This window comes from Dechloromonas hankyongensis (assembly GCF_022012295.1).
Taxonomy (GTDB): Bacteria; Pseudomonadota; Gammaproteobacteria; order Burkholderiales; family Rhodocyclaceae; genus Azonexus; species Azonexus hankyongensis.
Map to the genome: position 1 here is coordinate 1,142,043 of NZ_JAKLTN010000001.1, position 23,365 is coordinate 1,165,407.

At 64.1% G+C, this 23,365-nt stretch carries 26 protein-coding genes; 11 read left to right on the top strand and 15 right to left on the bottom strand.

The window, feature by feature from the left end:
• Positions 1 to 28 precede the first annotated feature (28 nt).
• Positions 29 to 712 carry an SDR family oxidoreductase gene (locus LZ012_RS05395; RefSeq protein ID WP_275708339.1) on the bottom strand — a complete coding sequence of 228 codons (684 nt, stop codon included), beginning with the start codon at positions 710 to 712 and terminating at the stop codon, positions 29 to 31.
• A gap of 114 nt (positions 713 to 826) precedes the next feature.
• Here LZ012_RS05395 and LZ012_RS05400 point away from each other — a divergent pair, with 114 nt between their 5' ends.
• Positions 827 to 1,402, top strand: coding sequence for a 3'-5' exonuclease family protein (locus LZ012_RS05400; protein ID WP_275708341.1), 576 nt, complete (start codon positions 827 to 829; stop codon positions 1,400 to 1,402).
• Between the two features lie 7 nt (positions 1,403 to 1,409).
• Here LZ012_RS05400 and LZ012_RS05405 read toward each other — a convergent pair whose 3' ends face one another.
• The 3 genes from LZ012_RS05405 to LZ012_RS05415 all read right to left on the bottom strand — a co-directional run bounded on the left by LZ012_RS05405 (position 1,410) and on the right by LZ012_RS05415 (position 2,365).
• A complete protein-coding gene (locus tag LZ012_RS05405; RefSeq protein WP_275708343.1) occupies positions 1,410 to 1,577 on the bottom strand; it encodes a hypothetical protein in 168 nt (55 codons plus the stop codon).
• Positions 1,578 to 1,669: 92 nt separating this feature from the next.
• Positions 1,670 to 2,119, bottom strand: coding sequence for a GNAT family N-acetyltransferase (locus LZ012_RS05410; RefSeq protein WP_275708345.1), 450 nt, complete (start codon positions 2,117 to 2,119; stop codon positions 1,670 to 1,672).
• Positions 2,120 to 2,125: 6 nt separating this feature from the next.
• Complete coding sequence (locus LZ012_RS05415; protein WP_275708347.1) at positions 2,126 to 2,365, bottom strand: hypothetical protein; 240 nt, start codon at positions 2,363 to 2,365, stop codon at positions 2,126 to 2,128.
• Between the two features lie 154 nt (positions 2,366 to 2,519).
• Here LZ012_RS05415 and LZ012_RS05420 point away from each other — a divergent pair, with 154 nt between their 5' ends.
• On the top strand, positions 2,520 to 4,352 hold the full coding sequence (locus tag LZ012_RS05420; RefSeq protein ID WP_275708349.1) for a GGDEF domain-containing protein: 1,833 nt from the start codon (positions 2,520 to 2,522) through the stop codon (positions 4,350 to 4,352).
• 150 nt (positions 4,353 to 4,502) lie between these two features.
• Positions 4,503 to 4,694 carry a hypothetical protein gene (locus LZ012_RS05425; RefSeq protein WP_275708351.1) on the top strand — a complete coding sequence of 64 codons (192 nt, stop codon included), beginning with the start codon at positions 4,503 to 4,505 and terminating at the stop codon, positions 4,692 to 4,694.
• 7 nt (positions 4,695 to 4,701) lie between these two features.
• Here LZ012_RS05425 and phoR read toward each other — a convergent pair whose 3' ends face one another.
• The 8 genes from phoR to LZ012_RS05465 all read right to left on the bottom strand — a co-directional run bounded on the left by phoR (position 4,702) and on the right by LZ012_RS05465 (position 11,868).
• Entirely contained in the window at positions 4,702 to 5,982 is a 1,281-nt protein-coding gene (gene phoR / locus LZ012_RS05430) for a phosphate regulon sensor histidine kinase PhoR (protein ID WP_275708352.1), read from the bottom strand.
• 17 nt (positions 5,983 to 5,999) lie between these two features.
• A complete protein-coding gene (phoB, locus tag LZ012_RS05435; RefSeq protein ID WP_275708354.1) occupies positions 6,000 to 6,686 on the bottom strand; it encodes a phosphate regulon transcriptional regulator PhoB in 687 nt (228 codons plus the stop codon).
• Positions 6,683 to 7,372 (bottom strand): phosphate signaling complex protein PhoU, encoded by a 690-nt coding sequence (gene phoU / locus LZ012_RS05440; protein ID WP_275708356.1) that lies wholly within the window; start codon positions 7,370 to 7,372, stop codon positions 6,683 to 6,685. Before phoU ends, phoB begins: the two co-directional genes overlap by 4 nt.
• Positions 7,373 to 7,383: 11 nt before the next feature.
• Positions 7,384 to 8,163, bottom strand: a complete 780-nt coding sequence (gene pstB, locus LZ012_RS05445) for a phosphate ABC transporter ATP-binding protein PstB (RefSeq protein ID WP_275708358.1) — start codon at positions 8,161 to 8,163, stop codon at positions 7,384 to 7,386.
• A gap of 41 nt (positions 8,164 to 8,204) precedes the next feature.
• Positions 8,205 to 9,143, bottom strand: a complete 939-nt coding sequence (gene pstA / locus LZ012_RS05450) for a phosphate ABC transporter permease PstA (protein WP_275708361.1) — start codon at positions 9,141 to 9,143, stop codon at positions 8,205 to 8,207.
• A gap of 1 nt (position 9,144) precedes the next feature.
• Positions 9,145 to 10,095, bottom strand: a complete 951-nt coding sequence (gene pstC, locus LZ012_RS05455; protein WP_338033143.1) for a phosphate ABC transporter permease subunit PstC — start codon at positions 10,093 to 10,095, stop codon at positions 9,145 to 9,147.
• A gap of 65 nt (positions 10,096 to 10,160) precedes the next feature.
• Positions 10,161 to 11,159, bottom strand: a complete 999-nt coding sequence (locus LZ012_RS05460) for a PstS family phosphate ABC transporter substrate-binding protein (protein ID WP_275708363.1) — start codon at positions 11,157 to 11,159, stop codon at positions 10,161 to 10,163.
• A 97-nt stretch (positions 11,160 to 11,256) separates the two neighbouring features.
• Positions 11,257 to 11,868: a hypothetical protein gene (locus LZ012_RS05465; protein WP_275708365.1), complete on the bottom strand. Its 612-nt coding sequence runs from the start codon at positions 11,866 to 11,868 to the stop codon at positions 11,257 to 11,259.
• 130 nt (positions 11,869 to 11,998) lie between these two features.
• Between LZ012_RS05465 and rpiA the strand changes: the two genes are divergently transcribed.
• Both rpiA and LZ012_RS05475 read left to right on the top strand, forming a co-directional pair.
• A complete protein-coding gene (rpiA, locus tag LZ012_RS05470) occupies positions 11,999 to 12,667 on the top strand; it encodes a ribose-5-phosphate isomerase RpiA (protein WP_275708367.1) in 669 nt (222 codons plus the stop codon).
• Between the two features lie 61 nt (positions 12,668 to 12,728).
• Positions 12,729 to 13,337 carry a hypothetical protein gene (locus LZ012_RS05475; RefSeq protein WP_275708369.1) on the top strand — a complete coding sequence of 203 codons (609 nt, stop codon included), beginning with the start codon at positions 12,729 to 12,731 and terminating at the stop codon, positions 13,335 to 13,337.
• Between the two features lie 50 nt (positions 13,338 to 13,387).
• Here the strand turns inward: LZ012_RS05475 and purT are convergent, their stop codons facing one another.
• A complete protein-coding gene (gene purT, locus LZ012_RS05480; protein WP_275708371.1) occupies positions 13,388 to 14,587 on the bottom strand; it encodes a formate-dependent phosphoribosylglycinamide formyltransferase in 1,200 nt (399 codons plus the stop codon).
• Between the two features lie 107 nt (positions 14,588 to 14,694).
• Here purT and LZ012_RS05485 point away from each other — a divergent pair, with 107 nt between their 5' ends.
• Together LZ012_RS05485 and LZ012_RS05490 are read left to right on the top strand one after the other, a co-directional pair.
• Positions 14,695 to 16,338, top strand: a complete 1,644-nt coding sequence (locus tag LZ012_RS05485) for an ArnT family glycosyltransferase (protein ID WP_275708373.1) — start codon at positions 14,695 to 14,697, stop codon at positions 16,336 to 16,338.
• The gene (locus tag LZ012_RS05490; RefSeq protein WP_275708376.1) at positions 16,335 to 17,186 is read left to right on the top strand and encodes a phosphatase PAP2 family protein; all 852 of its coding nucleotides are present in this window, start codon (positions 16,335 to 16,337) and stop codon (positions 17,184 to 17,186) included. The genes LZ012_RS05485 and LZ012_RS05490 overlap by 4 nt, the downstream gene beginning before the upstream one ends.
• Positions 17,187 to 17,361: 175 nt before the next feature.
• Here LZ012_RS05490 and LZ012_RS05495 read toward each other — a convergent pair whose 3' ends face one another.
• On the bottom strand, positions 17,362 to 18,093 hold the full coding sequence (locus tag LZ012_RS05495) for a PEP-CTERM sorting domain-containing protein (RefSeq protein WP_275708379.1): 732 nt from the start codon (positions 18,091 to 18,093) through the stop codon (positions 17,362 to 17,364).
• 315 nt (positions 18,094 to 18,408) lie between these two features.
• Here LZ012_RS05495 and LZ012_RS05500 point away from each other — a divergent pair, with 315 nt between their 5' ends.
• The 4 genes from LZ012_RS05500 (at position 18,409) to LZ012_RS05515 (ending at position 21,905) form a co-directional block, all read left to right on the top strand.
• Positions 18,409 to 19,188 carry a sulfite exporter TauE/SafE family protein gene (locus tag LZ012_RS05500; protein ID WP_275708383.1) on the top strand — a complete coding sequence of 260 codons (780 nt, stop codon included), beginning with the start codon at positions 18,409 to 18,411 and terminating at the stop codon, positions 19,186 to 19,188.
• Positions 19,189 to 19,250: 62 nt separating this feature from the next.
• On the top strand, positions 19,251 to 20,069 hold the full coding sequence (locus LZ012_RS05505; protein ID WP_275708385.1) for a UDP-2,3-diacylglucosamine diphosphatase: 819 nt from the start codon (positions 19,251 to 19,253) through the stop codon (positions 20,067 to 20,069).
• A 1-nt stretch (position 20,070) separates the two neighbouring features.
• Positions 20,071 to 21,252, top strand: coding sequence for a glycosyltransferase (locus tag LZ012_RS05510; protein ID WP_275708388.1), 1,182 nt, complete (start codon positions 20,071 to 20,073; stop codon positions 21,250 to 21,252).
• 206 nt (positions 21,253 to 21,458) lie between these two features.
• Positions 21,459 to 21,905: a hypothetical protein gene (locus tag LZ012_RS05515; RefSeq protein WP_275708390.1), complete on the top strand. Its 447-nt coding sequence runs from the start codon at positions 21,459 to 21,461 to the stop codon at positions 21,903 to 21,905.
• Between the two features lie 133 nt (positions 21,906 to 22,038).
• Here the strand turns inward: LZ012_RS05515 and LZ012_RS05520 are convergent, their stop codons facing one another.
• Positions 22,039 to 23,355 carry a carbohydrate porin gene (locus tag LZ012_RS05520; RefSeq protein ID WP_275708393.1) on the bottom strand — a complete coding sequence of 439 codons (1,317 nt, stop codon included), beginning with the start codon at positions 23,353 to 23,355 and terminating at the stop codon, positions 22,039 to 22,041.
• Positions 23,356 to 23,365: the final 10 nt, after the last annotated feature.

The window sequence follows — 23,365 nt, forward strand, 5'->3', positions numbered from 1 at the left end:
GGGTTTCGCCTGGCCCGCCCCTACCTCTCTAGCGTGGCGCCCAGCCGCCACAGACGGGAAAAGCCTGCCCGACGAAGCAGTCGGCATGCTCGCTGCACAGATAGGCGGCAAACTCGGTATCCTCGGCAGCGCTGACCAGGCGCCCCAAGGGAACTTCCCGCTTCAGACGCTCCTGGAATTTCGGGTTGGCCTGCACCTCGGGCGGGAAGTAGGTCGGGTTGTCGACGAAATTCTGGGCGATGGCGTTGATCTGGATGTTGCTCGGCGCGAGTTCGACGCCGGCGGCCTGGACGAAAGCCAATTGAGCGCCGCGCGCCGCGCTGTAGGTGGCGCACAGGCGTATGCCGCGTAAGGCGGCGGCGCTGCCCATGACCAGGATCTTGCCGCGCCGGCGCTCCTGCATTTGGGGCAGTACCGCCTTGACCAGACGCGGTAGCGGATCGACCAGGCTGCGGAAGACGCGCTGCCATTCGTCGTCGTCGATGGCGGTGAGCGGTGTGCTGGGGGCGGCCATGGCCAGATTGACCACCAGGACGTCGATCTGGCCGGCGGCAGCGACGATCTGCGCTGGTTCGTCCGGATTCAGCAAGGGAGCGCCGTCGGCCACCACGTGGGCGCCGTGGCGCCGGAAGGTTTCGCACAGGGCCGGACCCATGAAGGCATCGGCATGGGTGATCAGGACCCGTTTTCCGTTCAGCAACTGGACTGTCATGAAAGGCCTCCGGTGATGGTCTGGGCTGGCGATCATCTTACCCTCGGCTTGGCAATGAGCGATGTCGGGCGCGCGCTATTGGCAGCGGGCGGTGCAAAGGCCAATAATCTCCCCATGACCGAAAAATCCGTTCTCCGCGAAATTTACGTCAGCACCGATATCGAAACCGACGGCCCGGTTGCCGGGCGGCATTCGATGCTGAGCCTCGGCTCGGCGGCCTTTGCGGCGGACAAAACGCTGCTCGGGACTTTTGCGGCCAATCTGGAGACGGTGCCCGGGCTGGTTGCAGACGAGCGCACCACCCAGTGGTGGGCGACGCAGCCGGCGGCGTGGACGGCCTGTCGGCAGAACCAGGAAACGCCGGCGGCGGCCATGCGGCGCTACGTGGCGTGGCTGCGGGGCTTGCCGGGCCGGCCGGTATTCGTGGCCTATCCGGCGGCCTTCGATTTTCCCTTCGTCCAGTGGTACCTGGCGCGCTATGCCGACGACAATCCGTTCGGCTATGCGGTGATCGATATCAAGACCTACGCCATGGCCGTGCTGCGCCAGCCGTACCGGGTCTGCGGCAAGCAGACGATGCCGGCCGCCTGGTTCGATCCGGCGCCGCATACCCATGTCGCGCTGGACGATGCGCTGGAGCAGGGCGCGCTGTTCTGCAACATGCTGGCGGCCAATCTGGCGCGCCCGTGAGCGGCGCTCAGAACAGCCTGTGCAGCGTGTAGTGGATGAACAGTGTGGTCGGTACGGCAAGGGCCAGGGCCAGGATGGCACTGGTTCGCTTGAGGCCGGCGGCCTGTTCCTCGATGAACTGTTCCATGCCCTCGAACAGCTCGGGAAAGACGGCGATGTCGTTGCGCTTTTCCATGAATTCTCCTTCTTTTGGGCTGACGGATTGGCCGTCACGCGGGGTTATGACAATGGCGGTTGGCGTAGGCAAGGCGTCGCTGTTTTTAATGGCTAGAACCGGCACAGCATCAGGTGTTTGCCGTCGATGCGGCCGTTGCGCAGTTCGCGGAAACCGAGATCGCGGAAACGCCGGGTCTTGGTGGCTGAAACCAATATGCGGCCGGACTTGAAGGTGCTCTGCAGCCAGTCGAGGCGGGCCTTGATCAGCGCCCGGCCGACACCCTTGCCGCGTTTGGCGGCGGAAACCGCCGACAGGTAAAGGATGTGCGTCCGCGACGCCCAGTCGGCCGCCTTGACGCCGCCGACGCCGACAATCTCGCCGTCCTCGATGGCGATGAAGAAACGCCGGTAGAACAGCGGGTCGTCGCAGCACAGCTCGCGCCGGACGCGATCCAGGTTGTAGCGTTCGGGATCGGCGAAGGCATTGACGATCAGCTTGGCGCAGGTGTCGAGCAGGGCTTCGCTGCTGGTGTCCAAGGTGTCGATGCGGAATTTGCCCATGCCGGTTCAGGCGCTTCCCGGGATACTGTGCCGCAGGCGCCGCGCGAATTCGGCGGTCCGGCTGGCGGCATCGCGGTTGATGACGGTCTGTTGCTGGCCGAAGGCATCGCGCTCCGGCCGGCTGCGCACCGCCGCTTCGATACTGCGCACGCAGCGCCAGCGATGGCCCTGGCGGGTCGGGAATAGACGCATCTGGTCGAGCGGATGGTGCACACGACAGCAATAGCAGAATTTCATTTCCGGCATCGCAAGCTCCTCGGGGAGTGGTTCAGGGACCACGGATTCAGGATGCGGCCGTTTTGTTACGCCAGCATGACTTGGCCGGCGCGCCTGTCACGGTGCTGAAATCTGGGCTGCCTAAACTGGATGATCGGTTTCACAGGGAAAGACAAGAACGATCATGTGTGTTGCGTTGGATGACGAGTTCGCAGAACTGCAGCAGATACTCGATGAGGGGCGGCTGTACCCGGTTTTCCAGCCCATCCTGGATTTTCGCGTACGGGCCATACTGGGCTACGAAGCCCTGATCCGCGGCCCGGAGGGCAGCAGCCTGGCCCGCCCGGACCAGCTGTTCGCCGCCGCGGCGCGCTACCAGATGTCGCTGCAACTCGAACATGCCTGCCGGGAGGCCAGTTTGCGGGCTTTCGCCGGCCAGCGCCTGGCCGGACGGCTGTTCCTCAACGTCACGCCGGGCTGCCTGCTGGACACGCGGCTGATGAACGGCCATACCCGCGAACTGCTCAACGAACTGGGCATCGCCGCCAACCGCATCGTGCTCGAACTGACCGAGAACGAGCAGATCACCGACATGCCGGGAATACTGGAGGCCCTGCTGCACTACCGCGGGCGCGGTTTCCAGATCGCCATCGACGATCTCGGCGAGGGCTTCGCCAACCTGCGCCTGTGGTCGGAACTGCGCCCGGAGTTCGTCAAGATCGACAAGCATTTCATTAATGGCATCGCCGACGACCGGATCAAGTTCCATTTCGTCCGCGCCATGCAGGACCTGGCCGAGATCGGCAATGCCTCGCTGGTTGCCGAGGGCATCGAGCGCGAGGAGGATTTCGTCTGCATCCGCGACATGGGCATCGCCTGCGGCCAGGGCTACTTCATCGCCTACCCGGAGGCCTATCCGGTTCGCCTGCTGCCGCGGCGCACGGTGTCGGCGCTGGACCAGCAATCGCTGGCGCTGTCGCCGATGACCGGCGGGCCGGGCAAGCTGCCGACGGCGCGCACCCTGCTCAAGATGATCGAACCGGTGCATATGCACGCCAGCAATGCCGAGGTGATCGACCGCTTCGAAGCCGATCCGTCGCTCGACGTGCTGCCCGTCGTGCAGGGCACCCAGCCGGTCGGCATGATCAACCGGCACAGCATGATCGACCGTTTTGCCCGGCCCTTCCGGCGCGAGCTGTTCGGCCGCAAGAGCTGCGAGCTGTTCATGGACCACGCGCCGCTGATCGTCGACCAGCATGCCACTATCCAGGAACTGGCCATGATGCTGTCGCTGGCGCCCAAGCACTACCTGCTCGACGGTTTCATCGTCACCGGCGAGGGGCAGTACATGGGGGTGGGCAGCAGCCACGACCTGATGGGGACGATTACCGAAATGCAGATCAGCGCTGCGCGTTACGCCAATCCGCTGACCCAGTTGCCGGGCAACGTGCCGATCAACGAGCACGTCGACCGCATGCTGGCGGCGGGCAGCCCCTTCGTCGCCGTCTATGTCGATATCGACGATTTCAAGCCCTTTAACGACACCTTCGGCTACCGGCGCGGCGACGACGTGATCCAGACCCTGGCCCGCCTGCTGTGCGAGCAGGTCGATGAGCGGCTGGATTTCGTCGGCCATATCGGCGGCGACGATTTCTTCATCATCTTCCGCAGTGCCGACTGGGAGATGCGCTGCTGGGAGACCATTTCCCGCTTTGCCGAGGCGGTCGCCAACCTGCTCGGTATCGACGAACGCCTGCGCGGTGGCTACATGGCCGAGAATCGGCGTGGGGAGCTGAGCTTCCAGCCGGCGCCCACCCTGTCGCTGGGCGCCGTGCGGGTCGGCCCGGGCGAATGCGAATCGCATCGCGAGGTGGCCGCCGCTGCGTCGGCTGCGAAGAAACAGGCCAAGAAGCGCGCCCGGACGGCAGGAACCGAGCCGGCGGGCGGCAGCCTGTTCATCGAGCGGCGGCGGATCGGCGCCGGTGAACTGGCGGTTTGCCGGTCGAGCCTGAATTGAGACAGCGGCTCGCGGCGCTTCGAGCGGAATCGGGATGCTCGAAATCGACGTTCCGATTTAAGCGAAGTATTGCTCCCGGTTTGGGCGATTCGCTTTCGGGTGAACTCGGCTACGATGTCCTCACCTTCTGCTCACAGGAAAGATCGGGACATGAAAGTGAAGTCTTCCATCGAACGCGGTGCCAACTATCTTTGCGTCAAGCTGGGTGAGGTCGTTACGGCCATTGAACAGATCGGAGTCGTCAAGGGCTTGCCCATGTGGGAAGTGGAACGCCGTATCAGCGAAGGAAGCCGAAAGCGCATCATCGTTTCGGCCCGCACCTTGACCCCCCTTAAGACCTGATTACACCCTAGCCATTGGCTACCCGGCTGGCCGGGAAGCGCGCCGCGAAGCGGCTGCCGACGCCCAGTTCGCTCTTGATGTCGAGCTGGGCCTGGTGGCGGTTCAGCGAATGCTTGACGATGGCCAGACCGAGGCCGGTGCCGCCCGAGTCGCGCGAACGGCCGCGATCGACGCGGTAGAAACGTTCGGTGAGCCGCGGGATGTGCTTGGGATCGATGCCCGGGCCGGTGTCCTGCACGGCGAATTCGGCGCCCTGCGGCGAGGTCTGCCAGTGCAGGGTGATCTTGCCGCCGGCCGGCGTATAGCGCACGGCATTGGTGACCAGGTTGGCCAGGGCGCTGATCAGTTCCGGCTCGGAACCGCGCAGGTCGCCGCGGCCGTCGCTTTCGACGACGATGTTGTGGCGGCCGCCGGACAGGGCTTCGGCATCGCGGCGCAGCTTGTCGATCAGGCTGGCCATGTCGACCACGTCGTTGTCGGGCGGCGGTGCCGATTCGATCGACGACAGGGTCAACAGGTCCTGCACGATGGACTGCATGCGGCGCGACTGGTCGGCCATCATGCCCAGGTAGCGCCGTCGCTCGTCGTCGTCGAGGTCGATTTCCTGCATCGTCTCCAGAAAGCCGGCCAGCACGGTGAGCGGCGTGCGCAATTCGTGCGAAACGTTGGCGACGAAATCGCGGCGCGTCTGGTCGAGGCGGTCGGCCTGCGTGACGTCCTTGATCTGCATGAGCCGGCGGTTACCGGCGTAGGGAATGACGTGGATGGCGTAGACGCGATCCTTGTAGCGTTCGGGGCGTAGCGTGAGCGGCCGCGAGAAGTCGCCGGCTTCAAGATAGGCGACGAATTCCGGCTGGCGAACCAGGTTGACGATGGACTGCCCGCGGTCGGTCGCCACCTTCAGGCCGAGCTGGGTTTCCGCCGTGGTGTTGCAGAACATGATGTGGTTCTGGGTGTCGAGCAGCACGACGCCGTCGGTCAGCGCCTGGCCGGCGGCGATCAGCATGGCGATTTCCTGGTCGCGGCGGGCGATCTGGTCGCGCAGGTCCTTCTCGTGCCGGTACAGGCGGCCGAAGATGTTGTCCCATTCCCCTTCGCCTTCCAGGCTGGCGTCGACCAGCGGTTGCCGCGACCAGCGGTCGAGGCGGGCGAAGTTGCGGAAATGGAAGATCATCTGCAGGGCGAGGCCGAGACAGAAGGTCGACCAGCCGGCCCAGTGGGCGACGAAATGGCCGACCGGGACGGCCACGGCGGCCGCCAGCAGGGCCAGCAGGACGGCCCTGATCACTTGAGAAGTCACCCTGGTCAGGCTCCCCGGAAGCGGTAACCGGTACCGCGCACGGTTTCCACCCGTTCGTGGTGACCGGATGTTTCCAGCGCGGCGCGCAGGCGGCGGATATGCACATCCACCGTCCGTTCCTCGATGAAGACATGGTCTCCCCAGACCTCGTCGAGCAACTGGGCGCGAGTGTATACCCGCTCGGCGTGGGTCATGAAGAAGAACAGCAGACGGAATTCGGTCGGCCCCAGCTCGATCGGCTGGCCGGCGGCCAGTACGCGATGGGTCGCCGGATTGAGCGACAGGTTGCCGACCTCGACCGCTTCGCCAGCCAGGTGCGGGGCGCGGCGGCGCAGCACGGCGCGGACGCGGGCGACCATTTCCTTGGGCGAGAACGGCTTGGTGATGTAGTCGTCGGCCCCGGCTTCCAGTCCCTGCACCTTGTCCTCTTCATGGACGCGGGCGGTGAGCATGATGATCGGCAGTTCGCGCGTCCGTTCGTCGGCACGGATCTTCTTGGCCAGCGCGACGCCGGACTGGCCGGGCAGCATCCAGTCGAGGATGACCAGGTCGGGCAGGGCGGCGCGAATGGCCGATTCGGCCTCTTCGGCGCTGCCGGCGCGGACGACCAGGAAGCCGGCGTGCTTGAGGTTGATGGCCACCAGTTCCTGGATGGCCGGTTCGTCCTCAACGACCAGTATCGTCGGTGTCACTTGGTCGGCTCCTTGATGTGGCGGATGTCGCGGCCTTCGACGACGAAGACCACCTGCTCGGCGACGTTCTTCGCATGGTCGCCGATGCGCTCGATGGCCCGGGCGATGTTGATGATCTCGATCGAGGTCGTGATGGTGCGCGGATCTTCCATCATGTGGGTGATCAACTGGCGGATGATCGACTTGAATTCGGTATCGACATCGCTGTCGGCCTTGATCACGGCCTGGGCCAGTGCGACATCGAGGCGGGCGAAGGCGTCGAGCGACTGGCGCACCAGGTTGAGCGCCGCTTCGGCCAGGTGGCGGATGCCGATGCCGTACTGGGAAGGCATGTGGCCGGCCTCGTAGATGCGGCGCACGCCCTTGGCGATTTTCTTGGCTTCGTCGCCGGCGCGTTCCAGGTCGGTGACGATCTTGCTGATGCCGAGCACCAGGCGCAGGTCGGAGGCAGTCGGCTGGCGCTTGGCGATGATATGCGCGCAGTCGTCGTCGATGGCCTTTTCCAGGTCGTTGATCTTGCGGTCGGCCTCGACGATGCTCTTGACGCTGGCCACTTCGCCCGAACTGTAGGCTTCGATGCCGGCGGAAACCTGGGTTTCCACCATGCCGCCCATCTGCAGCACGTGGGTGCGCAGGCGGCTCAGTTCCTCGTCGAACTGGCTGGAGAGGTGTTGGCTTTCGTTCATGTCGGTCTCCCTTAGCCCATACGGCCGGTGATGTAGTCTTCGGTGCGCTTGTCGTTCGGCTTGATGAAGATCTCGTCGGTCTTGCCGAATTCGATCATCTCGCCCAGGTACATGTAGGCGGTGTAATCCGAGACGCGGGCCGCCTGCTGCATGTTGTGGGTAACGATCAGGATGGTGACGCGCTTTTTCAGTTCATGCACCAGCTCCTCGATGGCGCCGGTGGCGATCGGGTCGAGCGCCGAGGTCGGCTCGTCGAAAAGCAACAGTTCGGGATCGGTGGCCAGGGCGCGGGCGATGCACAGACGCTGCTGCTGGCCGCCGGACAGGTTGGAAGCGAGGTCTTGCAGGCGATCCTTCACTTCGTCCCACAGGGCGCCGCCCTTCAAGGCGTGCTCGACCTTGTCGTCGAGGACGCGCTTGTTGTTCTCGCCACGCACGCGCAGGCCGTAGGCGACGTTTTCGTAAATCGACTTGGGGAAGGGGTTGGGCTTCTGGAAGACCATGCCGACGCGCATGCGCACTTCGATCGGATCGACTTCCGGCGACAGCAGGTTGGTGTTGTCCGGGTAGAAGCGGATCTCGCCCTCGTAGCGGTTGCCCGGGTAGAGGTCGTGCATGCGGTTGAAGCTGCGCAGGTAGGTCGATTTGCCGCAACCGGAAGGACCGATCAGGGCGGTGACCTTCTTGTCGTAGATCGGCATGTTGATGTTCTTGAGGGCCTTCGCTTCGCCGTAGAAGAAGTTCAGGTTGCGGGCTTCGGCCTTCAGGCTGGGATGGTCATGAATCTGCATGGTGACTCCAGGTCGGTATTCGGTTCGGGCAAGCGCAGGGCTTACCACTTGATGTTCTTGCGCATCTTGTAGCGCAGCCAGATGGCGATGCCGTTCATGGTCAGCACCATGACCATCAGCACGAAGCCGGCGGCGGCGGCATTGATCTCAAAGGCCGGGTCGGGGCGCGAGGTCCAGTTGAAGATCTGGATCGGCATGACGGTAAAGGGCGAGGTCAGCCAGTCGAACAGGCCGGCGGTGACGCCCGGGCTGACCTCGGTGAAGGGCACCGGCGGTAGGAAGGCGATGAAGGTCAGGGCGCCGATGGTGATGATCGGCGCCGTTTCGCCGATGGCGCGGGCGAGGCCGATGATGACGCCGGTCAGGATGCCGGGCATGGCGTAGGGGATGATGTGGTAGCGGCAGGTCTGCCAGCGCGTCGCGCCGACCGCCATCGAGCCCTCGCGGATCATCGCCGGGATGGCGCGGATCGCTTCGCGGGTGGAGACGATGACGATGGGCAGGATGAGCAGCGCGAGGGTCAGGCCGGCGGTCAGGATGCTCTGGCCGAAGCCGAAGGCATAGACGAAGATGCCGAGCGACAGCAGGCCATAGACGATGGACGGCACGGCGGCCAGGTTGGTGATGTTGATCTCGATGACTTCGGTGATCCAGTTGCGCTTGGCGTATTCCTCGAGATAGACGCCGGCGGCGACGCCGAGCGGCACGGCGGCGAAGGCGGTGACCAGCATGACCAGCAGCGAGCCGACCCAGGCCGACAGGATGCCGGCCTGCGTGGCGCGCCGCGAGGCGAAGTTCATGAAGAAGTCGAGGTTCAGGCGCTCGGCGCCGCGCATCACCATGTCGGAAACGAGCAGGAAGATGACCAGCAGGCCGATGCCCAGGAAGAGGATGCCGATGGCCTGGAACAGCGTGTCGCGGAACTTGCCGCGGGCGATCAGGGCGCGGACCTGTTCGGTCGTCAAAGTGGGATGTTGCATGTCAGTAGTTCTCCCGGAACTTCTTGCGCAGCCATTGGCCGAGGATGTTGAAGCAGAGGGTGATCAGGATCAGGGTCAGGCCGGCGGCGAAGATGGTCTGGTAGCCGATCGAGCCGTGCGGTAGGTCGCCCAGCGCCACCTGCACGATGTAGGAAGTGATGGTGGCGGCCGGTTCGGCCGGGTTCCAGGTCAGGTTCGGCTGCATGCCGGCGGCCACGGCGAGGATCATCGTTTCGCCGACGGCGCGCGAGATGGCCAGGATGTACGAGGCGGCGAGGCCGGAGAACGCGGCCGGGACGACGACGTGGATGGCGGTGTACAGCTTGGTTCCGCCCATGGCGTAGGAGCCTTCGCGCAGCGACATCGGCACGGCGCGCATGGCGTCCTCGGACAGCGAGGCGATGTAGGGCACGATCATGATGCCCATGACCAGGCCGGCGGAGAGCAGCGAGAAGCCCGGCAGCTCCGGGAAAACCTTCTGCAGCAGCGGGGTGACCATGAGTAGCGCGAAGTAGCCGAAGACGATGGTCGGGATGCCGCCGAGCAATTCGAGAACCGGCTTGGCGACTTCACGGACCTTGGGAACGGCAAATTCGGACAGGTAGATGGCGATCACGGTGCCCATCGGAATGGCGACGGCGAGCGCGACGGCGGAGGACACGACGGTGCCGGAGACGAGGACCATGATGCCGAAGTGGGCATCGTCGAACAGCGGGGTCCACTGGGTGTCGGTCAGAAAGTCGACGATGCTGACGTTCTGGAAGAAATGGATGGACTCGGAAACGAGCACATAGACGATGCCGATGGTGGTCAGCACCGAGACGGCCGCGGCGCCAAACAGCAGGGCCTCGATCAGGCGCTCGCTGGCGTGGCGCATGGCGTTTTTCGCCAGGCGGTCGCTGACCGTGGGCAGGTCAGTGGTTTTATCTAGGGACATGGTGGTGGTATTCACTCGGATATCGTCCTGTGAAAAAGCCCGACCCCGGCCGGGGTCGGGCTTCTGGTTCGCTCGGGCGCTCAGGACTTGGATTCGCGCTTCATCAATTCTTCGATGGTAATGCCGATTTCATTCTGGCCGCCGAACACCGTACCGAATTTCTTCTTCTTCATGTGCTCGACGTTGCCGGTGTAGGCGGAGGCCGGCAGCGGCACGTACTTCACTTCCTTGGTCAGCTGGGCGCCGTTTTTCATGTAGAACTCGACGAATTCCTTGACCTCAGGCTTGTCGAGGGACTTGGCCTTGACGTAGATGAAGATCGGGCGGGACAGCGGCTGGTAGGTGGCCTTGATCACCGACTCCTCGGCCGGCTCGACGGCGGCGTTGGTCTTCGGATTGACGATGGGCAGCGCCTTCAGGCGGCCCTTGTTCTCGGCATAGTAGGCGTAGCCGAAGTAGCCGATGGCATTGACGTCGCGCGAGACGCCCTGGACCAGCACGTTGTCGTCTTCGGAAGCGGTGTAGTCGCCGCGCGAGGACTTGGCCTTGCCGACAATGGCTTCGGTGAAGTACTCGAAGGTGCCGGAGTCGGCGCCGGCGCCGAACAGCTTGATCGGCGCGTCAGGCCAGGTCGGGTTGACCTGGTTCCACTTGGTGATCTTGCCCTGGGCGGCGGGTTCCCAGATGGCCTTCAGTTCGGCGACGGTGGCCTGCTTCAGGAAGCTGTTCTTCGGGTTGATGACGACGGTCAGTGCATCGAAGGCGACCGGCATTTCGACGTAATCGACACCGGCGGCCTTGCAGGCTTCCATCTCGCTCTTGGTGATCGGGCGGGAAGCGTTGGAAATGTCGGTCTCGTCGCGGCAGAACTTCTTGAAGCCGCCGCCGGTGCCGGAGATGCCGACGGTGACCTTGACGACGTTCTTCTTGGCCTTCTGGAATTCCTCGGCGACGGCTTCGGTGATCGGATAGACGGTGGAAGAACCGTCGATCTTGATGACCTGGGCGTGGGCGGCCTGGGCGCCGAGCATGGCGACACCGGCAACGGCCAGGGCGGAAACGAGCTTGGAATACTGCATGGGGTAACTCCTGCACGGTTGGGTTTTGTGATGTGTGCAGGTTATCCGCCGTTTGTTACAGCCGGATGACAGGCTGTAACAAACGGGATTTATAGGCTTACTTGTTCGGGCGCCCCGTCTTGATGCGCTCGACGCGGCCCATCACGGCCTTCAGTTCGCTGTCGTTGAGCGCGGCGAGCAGGGCGATGCCGCAGCGCAGCAGTTCGCTCTTCTTGACCTCGCTGCCCAGCGCGGTGAGGCGCTTCTTCAATTCGCCGATGCGGGCGTATTCGGATTCCGGCATGGCGTAGCTGTCGCGCACCAACTTGACCTTCTTCGCCTTGGGGGCCTTTTCCGGCTTGGCGGCTTTTGCGGCCTTCGCGGACTTCGGTGTTTCCTGCTTCATCACCTTGGGCTGGTCGTACTTGATCGCCTGCGCCTTGGCCAGCGCATCGGCCAGCACTTTCTGGTGCTTGGCCACGGTCTGTTCGACTTCACTCGGCTGGCGCGGAGCGCGCGGTTTTTTAGGGGCGCTGGCGGCGCTGGTCTTGGCCTGGTTCGGTGCGGGGGGCGTGGCCGCTGGCGCCGGGGTCCGGGTGGCGGGCTTGGTTGTGGCTTCGGCGGCTGCCGCCTTGGCGGCAGGCTTCGGCGCGGTACGCGGCACCAGTTTTTTCGGCGTGCGCGTGGTGCTGGCCGGCTTGGCGGCCAACTTTTGCGTCTTGTCGGTCATACGGTGTTCTCCCTGAAAAACAGTATGGCTAGTTTAGCGATTCGCTATCTGCCGAAAGTTAAACTTTTATGACCATTTGGCGCGCCGCCGACGGAGTAAAATGCGCGCAAAACTCATCAGGAGCAACAGCATGACCCAGGACGAACTCAAGCAGGCCGTCGCCCAGGCCGCCGCCGATTACGTGGCGCAGACCGCACCGGCCGGCAGCATCATTGGCGTCGGCACCGGCTCGACGGCCAACTTCTTCATCGACGCGCTGGCCGCCATCAAGGACCGCTACCAGGGCGCCGTGGCCAGTTCGGAAGCCACCCGCAAGCGTCTCGAAGGCCACGGCATCACCGTCTTCGATCTCAACGACGTGAGCGACATCCCGGTCTATGTCGATGGTGCCGACGAAATCGACGGCGGGCTGAATATGATCAAGGGCGGCGGCGGGGCGCTGACCCGCGAGAAGATCGTCGCCGCCGTGGCGCGCGAATTCGTCTGCATCTGCGACGCCTCCAAGCTGGTCGAGGTGATGGGCAAGTTTCCGCTGCCGGTCGAGGTCATCCCGATGGCGCGCGCCCATGTCGCCCGCGAGTTGGCCAAGCTGGGCGGTACCCCGGTGCTGCGCGAAGGCTTCGTCACCGACAACGGCAACGTCATCCTCGACGTCAAGGGCCTGGCCATTACCGATCCCAAGGGGCTGGAGGCGCAGGTCAACCAGATCACCGGCGTCGTCACCAACGGCCTGTTCGCTGTGCGTCCGGCCAATCTGCTGCTGCTCGGCACGGCCGATGGCGTCAAGTCCATCCGCTAGTCATTTTGCCGTCATCGCCCTGCATTAGATTGCGTGCCCCGCAACCCAACCGGAGAAGGCCATGTTCCTGTCTGCCCATGAAATCGCGCTGAGCCGAGAACGCGCCCTGAACAACATGCTGGGTCTGGCCGACGCCTGCCTCGATGCGGCGCATTGCCTGTCGGCGGCCGTCGCGGCGGCAGGGCGCGCCAGCATCGAACAGGGCGCGCGGCAATGGGCGTCGTTCGGTGCCGCGCGGCCGGACAGCGCGGCGCAGCTGCCGGCGGCGCTGTGGCTGGACCATGTGGCCCGGGCCGGGCGCTTGTTCGACGAGGCGCTGTCCATCTTCGGCGCCACGCACAAGGCGATCATCCGCAGTGCCGAAATCCAGGTGCGCATCCTCGATTCCATGGCGATAGCGGCCATCGACCGGGCCAGCAAGAGCAGCCCGTGGGAGACGGAACTGGCCCTGGCAGCGGTGAAAAGCTCGCTGCAATCGGCCGAGCACGCTTTGCATGAAATGAGCGAAGCGGCCATCGAGACGGTAGCCCGGGCCGAAAGCGAAGGCCATCAGGCGCTCGTTGTGAAGGCCGCCACCAAGCCGGCCGTTGCCAAGCCAGCGACCGTCAAGTCGGCTACTGCCAAGCCGGCAAAAGGGAAGCGCCTGCCGGCCGGCAAGGCGACGGCCTGACCGCCGCGCCGAGCCGTCACCCTCTCCGCGCCTGATCTAAACCGGGTTTTTCAGCGTTTGATCGGGCGCACCTTGCCGGCCGCCAGCTTGGCGCGTTGGCGGGCCTGGTCGGTGTCGTCGCCGTTGGCCACGGCGACCCCCATGCGGCGCTTGGTGAAGGATTCCGGCTTGCCGAACAGGCGCAGGTCGCTGCGCGGGACGGCCAGCGCGTCGGCCAGGCCTTCGAAAGCGATGCCCTTTTCTTCCATGCCGCCGTAGATGACGGCCGAGGCGCCCGGTTCGCGCAGGGCGGTATCGACTGGCAGGCCGAGGATGGCGCGGGCGTGCAGTTCGAATTCGGAGAAGCGTTGCGAACAGAGGGTGACCAGCCCGGTGTCGTGCGGCCGTGGGCTGACTTCGGAGAACCACACCTGGTCGCCCTTGACGAACAGTTCGACGCCGAACAGGCCGCGCCCGCCCAAGTTGCCGGTGACGGCGGCGGCGATTTCCTGCGCCCGCTGCAGCGCGGCCGGGGTCATTGCCTGCGGCTGCCACGATTCGACGTAGTCGCCGGAAACCTGCACGTGGCCGATCGGCTCGCAGAAGTGGGTCGCCACGTCACCGGCCGCATTGCGGGCGCGGACGGTGAGCAGGGTGATTTCGTAATCGAAGTCGATGAAGCCCTCGACGATGACCCGGCCCTGGTTCACCCGGCCGCCGCTCGCCGCATAGCCCCAGGCCTTCTGCACGTCGTCCGGGCCGCGCAGCAGCGACTGGCCCTTGCCCGACGACGACATGGTCGGCTTGACGATGCACGGGTAGCCGATGCCGCCGTCGATGGCGGCCTGCAGTTCGGCCAGAGAATCGGCGAATTGATAAGGCGAGGTGGGCAGGCCGAGTTCCTCGGCCGCCAGGCGGCGGATTCCTTCGCGGTTCATGGTCAGCTTGGCAGCGCGGGCGGTGGGGATCACTTCGGCCAGCCCGGCGGCCTCGATGGCGACCAGCATGTCGGTGGCGATGGCTTCGATTTCCGGCACGATCAGGTGCGGCTTCTCCAGTTCGACCAGGCGGCGCAGGGCGGCGCCGTCGGTCATCGAAATGACGTGGGCGCGGTGGGCGACCTGGTGGCCGGGGGCGTTTTCGTAGCGGTCGACGGCGATGACTTCGACGCCCAGGCGCTGCAGGGCGATGATCACTTCCTTGCCGAGTTCGCCGGCGCCGAGCAGCATGACGCGCAGGGCCGAAGGGGAGAGCGGAGTGCCGATGTTCATGGGGAATCCTTGGGGCGCAGTGGGCGGAAAGCGGCGAATTTAGGCGCCCGCCATGGCAACGTCAAGCGGCGGCGGGGCGGCCCACGCGCTGCCTTATAATGCCGGCCATGCGAGCCCGTGACCTCCCTTCCGCCATCGAGCGTTTCCTGCTGTCGCCGTTCAGCCTGCTGCTGGCCGTGGCGATCGCCTTCGTGCTGAATGCCTACAGCCTGCCGCTGACCGACGTGGACGAGGGCGCCTTCTCGGAAGCGACGCGCGAAATGATGGCGCGCGGCAACCTGGTGTCGCCCACCCTGAACGACGCGCCGCGCCACGACAAGCCGATCCTGATCTACTGGGCGCAGGCCGTGTCGGTCAGCGCGCTCGGCGTCAGCGAAATCGGCTTCCGCCTGCCGTCCATCGTCTTCGCCGTGCTGTGGATGCTCGCCCTCTACCGTTTCTGCGCCCGCCATGCCGACCGGCGGACGGCGCAGGTCGCGGCGCTGGTCATGGCCCTGTCGCTGGCCGTCGGCTTCGTCGCCAAGGCGGCGATTTCCGATGCCCTGCTCAACCTGTTCATCGCCCTGTCGATGTTCGGCATCTACGATTATTTCTGCGCCGAACGCGACGGCAAGCCGGCCGGGCAAACGCGGCGCCTGCTGTTCTACACCTACGGCATGCTCGGCCTCGGCTTCCTGACCAAGGGGCCGGTCGCCGTCTTCTTCCCGCTGCTGGTCAGCGGCCTGTTCTTCGTATCGGCCGGCGCCTGGCGGGCCTGGCTGCGCGCCATCTTCTTCTGGCCGGGCTGGCTGGTCTTCCTGGCCATCGTCGTGCCCTGGCATGTGGCGGTCTATCTCGACCAGGGTGATGCCTTCTTCCGCGGCTTCTACCTCAAGCACAACGTCAATCGCTACTCGAACACCTTCGAGGGGCACGGCGGCAAGTGGTACTACTACCTGGTCGTGCTGCCCTTCGTGCTGATGCCCTTCTTTGGCTGGCTGCTGGCCATCGTCGGCAAATTGGCCGGCCGGCTACGCCGGGCGCCGCTGGGTACGATGCGTGGCGAAGGCCTGTTCGAGCGCTTCCTGCTCATCTGGTTCGTCGTCGTCTTCGCCTTCTTTTCGTTTTCCGGCACGCAGCTGCCGCACTACCTGCTCTACGGCTGCACGCCGGTGTTCATTCTGCTGGCCAAGTATCGGCCAGACTTCGAACGGCGCTGGCTGGCCTACATGCCGCTGATCCTGTTCGCGGTGGTCCTCGCGGCCCTGCCGGAAATCCTGACTTTTGCCGCCGGCAAGGCGGGCAAGCCGTTCGAGAAAACCCTGCTCGACGGTCTGGTCGTGGCCTTCTCCGACCAGGCGCGCTGGCTGTTGCCGCTGCTCGCCGTCGCTGCCATCGGCCTCGCACTGTGGCGCAGCCTGCCGGTGTGGCAGGGCCTGCTGCTGGCCGGCCTGCTGCAGGCGGTGATGATCTCGGCGATCATCGCGCCGCGCGTCATCGGCGTCACCCAGGGGCCGATCCGCGAGGCGGCACAGGTGGCTCGGGATGCCGGCGGCACGGTCGTCGCCTGGCGCATCATCATGCCCAGCTTCAGCGTTTATCGGCAGGCCGCGACGCCGACCCGCGTGCCGGTCGAGGGCGAACTGGTCCTCACCCGCACCGACCGCCAGTCCGAAGTCCAGGCGTTGCTGGCCCCGGGGCTGCGCATGAACAACCTCTACCAGAAGAGCTTTGTCACCCTGGCCCGCGTCGAGCGCGAGGGGCAGCCGTGAAGGACGACGCGCTGTACGCCCGGCATCCGTGGTTCGATGCCGGGGTGCTGATCAGCTGCCTGCTGCTCGCCGTGGCGCTGCTCGGGGTGTGGCTGAGTGATAGCTGGCAAGGCGGCTTTCTCGCCGGCCAGGCAGTCGGCAGCCATTTGCCGCCGATATTGTGGGAGTCGCTGACTACGCTCGGCGACGCCCGCGTCCAACTGGCCCTGATGCTGCCCTTCTGCCTGCGCTATCCGCGCGTGTTCTGGGCGCTCTTCCTCGGCGCGCTGATCGCCGGTGCGGTCAGCCGCGGCTTCAAGATGGCGGTTCCCTTGCCGCGTCCGGCGGCCGTATTCGATGCGGCGCAGATCACCATCATCGGTGCCAAGCTGACAGCACACAGCTTTCCCTCCGGCCACACGGTATCGGCCTTCTCCTTCGTCGTCGCGTGGATGGCGCTGCTTGGCTGGCGCGCCGCGCTGCTGGTCGCGCTCGCCGCACTGGCCGGCTTCTCCCGAGTCGCGGTCGGCGCCCACTGGCCGGTCGACGTGCTGGCCGGTGCCATGGTCGGCCTGCTCGGCGGCTGGCTCGGCCTGCGCCTGAGCCAGCACTTCCGCTGGGGCCTGGGCGTACGCGCCCACTGGTTCCTGATCGCCATTTCCGTGGTTGCCGTGGCGACGTTGCCTTTCGACGGCCAAGGCTACCCCGGTTCGCTGCCGTGGCGTATTGCCGCTTGCTTGTGGGGACTGGGTGGATTTGCTGCGGTTTATCTGCTGCCCTTGTTCAAGGACGGCTGGGGCGGCGTGAATCGCGATCTAGCCTGTGTGGTGGCAGCGAATAGCGATGCCTCTGGCAAGCTCGCCCGCTAGATGACCTACTCAATACCATCGCGGCTCATGATCGTGAATGGAGCGACTTGATAACTCAGTCGCGATTCATTGCCGAGGCGAAATTGACGCTTGAGATAGCCTAGAGATGTTCTTTGGATAGAAAAACAAGGCCACCTCACCGAGCTGGCCGCTTGGGTGAGCGTAGCGAATTTTATTAAGGCCGGCTTGGGCGCTGACGTCTCGTTGCCAGGCCAATAAGACCTAATCCGAGAAGAGCGAGGGTAGTCGGCTCCGGCACGTTGTTGTTGGCGTCAGGCCGCGGATTATCCGGTGTCGCTGCAACTGCAATTCTGAAAACGAGCCATTCACCGGCATCGCATCCGCCGTTCGTCGGATTCGTGGCGTCGCAGTTGCCACCTGCGTACCATACCCATTTGGCAGCAGCATCAATACCGGACATGAGGCCCCAAGGACCAGCTCCGTTGTTGGCTCCGGCAGTGAAATCAGCCCAGCCATTGGAGGCATTTCCTCCGGAATTCGCATCCAATAATTCCTGACTTAGAAGAGCGATGTCTGCTGGCGTGCCTGCATAGGGAGCATTTCCTCCCAGACCGGTCGCCATTACCTGCCATTGCGGGTCTTGGCTGTAGAATTTGTAGCCTTGCGTTAGGTTCTCAAACTGAGCGAGAAATCCTTGTGCAACTGATTTGTCGGATGATGTCACGACATAAATATAGCTGCCGCCCGTGAGGTTGAAGTTGTAGGTTTCAACGCTTGGCCAGTTGCCGTCAGTGCCGATAAACGTGGTGGCGCTCGTCAGAGTGCCGGTGTAAAGAGCGTAGGAGTTATCGACAGTCATGCTGACCTTGATTTGGTCAGCGGAAGCTGAACTCACGAATAAGGCTGCGATTGTGCTGGCGACGAGCATTTTGCTGAAGAAATTCATTTCAGGCCCCTGGCAAACAAGACGTGGTCATTCTCTGCAATGGTCGTGCCATTGGTGCATGTTGCTGATTTTTAATGTGTTTTTATTTTTGTACATGCTTTTGTGTAAAGAATGCCGACAAAAGCTCCTACCGTGCACTGACCCTCTTCTGACATATATCCATTTTGAGATGAAGCTTTCCTTGAAGCTGAAGGTGGACGCCGGAGCAGGGGGGCTGTAGAAGCTGTTGCCGCCCCTAAGGGAAAATCGCACTGTCTAGCGGGCGGCAAATTGGACAGAGCCCTCCAACCATTTCTCTTGCAGTGACCAAACGATATGACGCTGAACGAAGCCCTTCTCGTCGCGCTCGGCGCCTTCCTGGCTGGAGGCATGAACGCCATCGCCGGCGGTGGAACCTTCTTTTCCTTCCCGGCCATGCTTGCTGCAGGCGTGCCGCCCGTTACGGCCAACGCCAGCAATACGGTCGCGCTATGGCCGGCCAGCCTGTCCAGCGCCTGGGCCTATCGCGAGGAGGCCATGCGCCATGGGCGCTGGGCCATCCTGTTGATCATCGTTTCCGTCATCGGCGGCCTGACCGGCGGTTTGCTGCTGCTGGCCACTTCGAATGCTGCTTTTTCGGCGCTCATCCCGTGGCTGCTGCTGGTCGCCACCAGCTTGTTCGCCTTCAGTGCCCAGGTCAGCCGGCTTGTCGCCTGGGGCAAACGGCGCTTTGGCGCCGTGCCCACCGGCGAACCTGGTGGTGGCGTCGGGGGCGCCCTGTTTCAACTCGTTGTCGCCATCTACGGTGGTTTCTTTGGTGCCGGCATGGGTATCCTGACCCTGGCTGCGCTGTCCATCCAAGGGTATGAGGACATGCAGGAACTCAATGCCTTGAAGAACCTGACCTCGGCGGTGAATTACACCATCGCGGCGGCCACCTTCCTGATCGCCGGCGCCATCAGCTGGCCGCATACCCTGGTCGCCTTGGGCACGGCCGCCATCGGTGGCATGGTCGGCGCTGCCGTCGCCAAACGTATGCCCGCGATCTGGCTGCGGCGTCTGGTGATCGCCGTCGGCGCAACGCTGACCGTCGTTTACTTCTTCAAGACCTACTGAGCGACATCGAAGCGTAATGCGGCCGTAACAGGCCGGTCACGGGCGGGTCGTATCGTGGGGCCATGCCCAAGGTCAGATCCGTCTTCTTATCCGACATCCACCTCGGCACGCGGGCGTGCCAGGCGGAGCGTCTTCTTGAATTTCTCCGCGAGCACCCGGCCGAGCAGACCTACCTGATTGGCGACATCATCGATTTCTGGGCGATGAGCCGCAGCATCTGCTGGTCGCAGGCGCAGAACACGGTGGTACAGAAGCTGCTGCGCCGGGCGCGGCATGGCGAGCGGGTGGTCTTTATTCCCGGCAACCACGACGAGGCCTTGCGCGACTACTGCGGCATCGTCTTCGGCGATGTCGAGGTGGTCGATGAACTGGTGCACGAGACGGCCGACGGCCGGCGCTTCCTGCTCATCCATGGCGACCAGTTCGACCAGGTGACGCGCCACCACCGCTGGGTGGCCATACTCGGCGACAAGGCCTACGACCTGCTGGTGCGCGTCAACACCTGGCTGTCCTGGGGGCGGCGCAAGCTGGGCATTTCCGGCTACTGGTCGCTGGCCGGCTACGCCAAGCGCAAGGTCAAGACGGCGCTCAATTTCATTTTCGACTTCGAGGAATCGGCCATCCACCATGCCCGCGAGCGCGGCCTGGATGGCGTGATCTGCGGTCATATCCACTGGGCGACCATCCGCGACCTCGGCGGCCTGACCTACGTCAATTGCGGCGACTGGGTCGATTCGTGTACGGCCATCGTCGAGCATTTCGACGGTCGCCTGGAGCTGGTGACCTGGGGCGAGCCGGCGCCGCAACGCCTGCTGGCCGCGCCGCCGGCCTCAATGCAGACGGCAGTTCCCGCCCGGCTTGAAGAAACATTGGAGGTTTGACATGCGGATACTGATGGTTTCCGATGTGTATTTCCCGCGCGTCAATGGCGTCTCGACATCCATCGAGACTTTCCGGCGCACGCTGGCGGCGCAGGGCGTCGAGGTCCGGCTGGTCGTGCCGCGCTACGGCGACGAGCCCGACGAGGACGGTATCGTCCGCGTCGCCGGCCGGCCGGTGCCCGGCGACCGCGAGGATCGCCTGGTCGGCTGGCGGGCGATGCAGCAGGCCGTGCTGGTCGAAGCCCGGGCCTGCGACCTGATCCATGTCCAGACCCCGTTCATCGCCCATTACGCCGGGCTGAAGGCCGGGCGGACGCTGGGCATCCCGGTCATCGCCACCTATCACACCCTGTTCGAGGAGTACCTGCAGCACTACGCCCGCCTGGTGCCGGCCGGCTGGCTGCGCGGGCTGGCGCGGCGCTTCTCGCGGCGCCAGTGCAACGATCTTGATGCGGTGGTCGTGCCGTCGACGGCCATGCGCCAGCGGCTCGAAAGCTACGGCGTCACCGCACCCCTGCATGTGCTGCCGACCGGCATTCCGATCGCCCAGTTCGCGGGCGGTGAGGGCATGGCCTTCCGGCTCAAGCACGGCATTGCCGAGGATAGGCCGATGGCCCTGTTCGTCGGCCGGGTGGCGCACGAAAAGAATATCGCCTTCCTGCTCGAAGCCTTGCTCGATGCCCGCAAGCTGTGCCCCGACGTGCTGCTGGTCATCGCCGGCGAAGGGCCGGCCATGGGCGACCTGCAGGCCAAGGTCGGCGAACTGGGCTTGTCGCGCAGCGTGTCCTTCATCGGCTATCTCGACCGCCGGCAGGACTTGCCCGATTGCTACGCCGCCGCCGACGTCTTCGTCTTTGCGTCGCGTACCGAAACCCAGGGCCTGGTTCTGCTCGAAGCGATGGCGGCCGGCGTGCCGGTCATCGCCGTGGCCGAGATGGGGACGGTCGATATCCTGGCCCCCGGGCGAGGTGCCTTTTCGCCGCCGGCCGAACCGCGCGCCTTCGGCGAGGCGCTGGGGCATTTGCTGAGCCGACCGACCGCCTGGCGGTATCTGGCCGACGAGGCGCCGCTCTATGCCCGTGAGTGGAGCGATGTGGCGATGGCCGAGCGCCTTGCTGCCTTGTATCGCAATCTGCGGGCGCCGCAGTTCGTTCCGGAAAATCCGCTCGGCGCGGCGATCTGAGGAAGGCCCCCATGCCGTCATTCCCGCCTTTGCGGGAATGACGCACCGGACAGTCGGCGCTTCCTTAAAAGAGGATTGTATTTTCGGGTTGAATTCCTACTGTGCGCCGCAGTAGTCGAGGGATCATGCCCTGGTTCGGCCAGAAGCGGCCTGGCAATATGCGATATGATTGAATGGCGACTAATGATATTTTCTTAAGACCTTCAATGGAAATTCTCGTAAACGACAGGAAAAGGAGGGGCTTAAATGCGAAATGGGCAATCTTGGTTATTGTCGCTATAGGTTTGTTTGCCTCGGTGATGCAACGGGATATTCCTCGTGTTGCAGAAATCCCGTTGACCCCTCTCAAGGGCACTTTGGATGACCCCTTCAAAGCTTATGCCCGCAAGCGTTTGGCACTGCTCGATGACAAGAGGGAGGTTATCTCATCTTGTCATCGTGATTATTGCGGTTACCCTGAAATGGGAAGCGACAAAGGGAAAAGCGCAGTTTTCTGGATTCAAGACAACCAAGTTTTCAAGATAGAAGTGGATGGCATTGTAAGAGTGGATGAGGCGACAATTATTGCTAGGCGCGATGGGCAGAGGCTTTTGCCTATTTTTATCGTTGCGATTGGAAGCATTCTCGCAATCGCAACTAGCGTTTTCATGTAATGGCATTGCTCGAAATGGACGAGCATCAAGTGGCTGCTTAGGGGGGCGGATTCAACCGTTTCCCGTGATGCAACCGTTAACTTGATGCGATGCAATACGCTTTTGTCGCATCAACCATCAAATACGGATACCCCTAAAACTCGGTGTGCAGCCTGAGCGACAGCACGTTGGCCGGGCCGCGGTCGGCGTTGTAGGCCGGGTTCTCGATGTGCTGGTAATCGGCGGTCAGCCACAGGCTGCGCATGGCTTTCCAGCTGTAGTAGGTCTCGAAGATGTGTTCCGGGCTGTAGCCCAGCTTGCCGTCGCCGATGAAGAAGGAAATGCCGCCCTTGGCCAGGTAGTCGCGCCGCTCGTTGGAGATGGTGTTGCGTATCCAGGCGATGCCGAAGGTGTCGTCTGGCCGGTTCCAGCGGCCGCCCTTGAGCGACAGGCCGGTGGCGAAGGAGCCGTCGGCCTCGGTGAAGGCGTAGGTTTCGGTACGGCCGTCGGCGTGCATGGTGCGCAGGAACCAGCCGAGATCGTCGGCGATTTCCTGTTCCAGGTTGAGGCCGAAGCCGTACTTGATCCGCTCGCCGTTGCGGACGTTGTTGATGGCTTGCGGATCGGCACCCGGATTGGCGTCCAGCCAGGCGCTGGCGTCGCTGTAGGCGGCGGTCCGGGCGCGGTTGCGGAAGGCGAGCAGGCGGACCTTGCCGGGACGTTCGGCGATGCGGTGGGCGTGCTCGATTTCCAGTTGGTCGCCGTAATGGCGGACGATGTGGTAGTCGACATCCTTGCCGTTCGGCGTCGTCGGGCCGGTCATCCGCCCGAAGCGCAGCACCCAGTCGCCCTGGTACCACTCGGCGGCAAAGCCCCAGCCGAAGCCGCGGGCGTCTGCCGCGTAGTCGAAGGCGGTATGCGCCATGTTGCTCCAGTTCTGGAACTGGGTGCGCGGGTCCTTGGCGTAGGCGTTGTCGTCGAAGATGTCGAGGGTCGAGAAATTGCCGACGGTCAGCACGACGCGATCCTTGGCAACGCGGCCGGCCATCTGGTTGAACTCGGATTCCTGGTATTCGGTTTCGTCGCCCAGGCCCCAGGTCTGGCGCAGGAACAGGCGCTGCCGATAGGCGCGGATGCTGTTGCCCGAAACGCGGGTCGCCTCGCCGTTGGTGAAGCCGCCCAGGCCGGTCAGCCCGGACATCGGGTCGCCCTGGCCGGCCTCGACGTTCAGATAGACCTCGCCACCCTTCCACAGGCGGGCGCCGAGAAAGGCGGTGGACGTGAAGGTGTAGCTGCTCTCGCCGCCGGACAACAGGCTATTGGTGCCGCTGTAGGCGGCATGAAAGCTCTTCGACTTCTGCGAAACGTAGGTGGCCTGGCCCTTGAGTTGCCAGTCTTCCCGCACTTCTTCGGCGGCATGGACAGCCATCGCGGCGGTCAGGGCGAGGAGGAGGGCGGAGCGCTGGAACATGGGACGGGCG

Coding starts and splice junctions, on each gene's coding strand:
- LZ012_RS05395 (WP_275708339.1), bottom strand. CDS start 712: ATGACAGTCCAGTTGCTGAACGGAAAACGGGTCCTGATCACCCATGCC.
- LZ012_RS05400 (WP_275708341.1), top strand. CDS start 827: ATGACCGAAAAATCCGTTCTCCGCGAAATTTACGTCAGCACCGATATC.
- LZ012_RS05405 (WP_275708343.1), bottom strand. CDS start 1,577: ATGGAAAAGCGCAACGACATCGCCGTCTTTCCCGAGCTGTTCGAGGGC.
- LZ012_RS05410 (WP_275708345.1), bottom strand. CDS start 2,119: ATGGGCAAATTCCGCATCGACACCTTGGACACCAGCAGCGAAGCCCTG.
- LZ012_RS05415 (WP_275708347.1), bottom strand. CDS start 2,365: ATGCCGGAAATGAAATTCTGCTATTGCTGTCGTGTGCACCATCCGCTC.
- LZ012_RS05420 (WP_275708349.1), top strand. CDS start 2,520: ATGTGTGTTGCGTTGGATGACGAGTTCGCAGAACTGCAGCAGATACTC.
- LZ012_RS05425 (WP_275708351.1), top strand. CDS start 4,503: ATGAAAGTGAAGTCTTCCATCGAACGCGGTGCCAACTATCTTTGCGTC.
- phoU (WP_275708356.1), bottom strand. CDS start 7,372: ATGAACGAAAGCCAACACCTCTCCAGCCAGTTCGACGAGGAACTGAGC.
- pstB (WP_275708358.1), bottom strand. CDS start 8,163: ATGCAGATTCATGACCATCCCAGCCTGAAGGCCGAAGCCCGCAACCTG.
- pstA (WP_275708361.1), bottom strand. CDS start 9,143: ATGCAACATCCCACTTTGACGACCGAACAGGTCCGCGCCCTGATCGCC.
- LZ012_RS05460 (WP_275708363.1), bottom strand. CDS start 11,159: ATGCAGTATTCCAAGCTCGTTTCCGCCCTGGCCGTTGCCGGTGTCGCC.
- LZ012_RS05465 (WP_275708365.1), bottom strand. CDS start 11,868: ATGACCGACAAGACGCAAAAGTTGGCCGCCAAGCCGGCCAGCACCACG.
- rpiA (WP_275708367.1), top strand. CDS start 11,999: ATGACCCAGGACGAACTCAAGCAGGCCGTCGCCCAGGCCGCCGCCGAT.
- LZ012_RS05475 (WP_275708369.1), top strand. CDS start 12,729: ATGTTCCTGTCTGCCCATGAAATCGCGCTGAGCCGAGAACGCGCCCTG.
- purT (WP_275708371.1), bottom strand. CDS start 14,587: ATGAACATCGGCACTCCGCTCTCCCCTTCGGCCCTGCGCGTCATGCTG.
- LZ012_RS05485 (WP_275708373.1), top strand. CDS start 14,695: ATGCGAGCCCGTGACCTCCCTTCCGCCATCGAGCGTTTCCTGCTGTCG.
- LZ012_RS05495 (WP_275708379.1), bottom strand. CDS start 18,093: ATGAATTTCTTCAGCAAAATGCTCGTCGCCAGCACAATCGCAGCCTTA.
- LZ012_RS05500 (WP_275708383.1), top strand. CDS start 18,409: ATGACGCTGAACGAAGCCCTTCTCGTCGCGCTCGGCGCCTTCCTGGCT.
- LZ012_RS05505 (WP_275708385.1), top strand. CDS start 19,251: ATGCCCAAGGTCAGATCCGTCTTCTTATCCGACATCCACCTCGGCACG.
- LZ012_RS05510 (WP_275708388.1), top strand. CDS start 20,071: ATGCGGATACTGATGGTTTCCGATGTGTATTTCCCGCGCGTCAATGGC.
- LZ012_RS05515 (WP_275708390.1), top strand. CDS start 21,459: ATGGAAATTCTCGTAAACGACAGGAAAAGGAGGGGCTTAAATGCGAAA.
- LZ012_RS05520 (WP_275708393.1), bottom strand. CDS start 23,355: ATGTTCCAGCGCTCCGCCCTCCTCCTCGCCCTGACCGCCGCGATGGCT.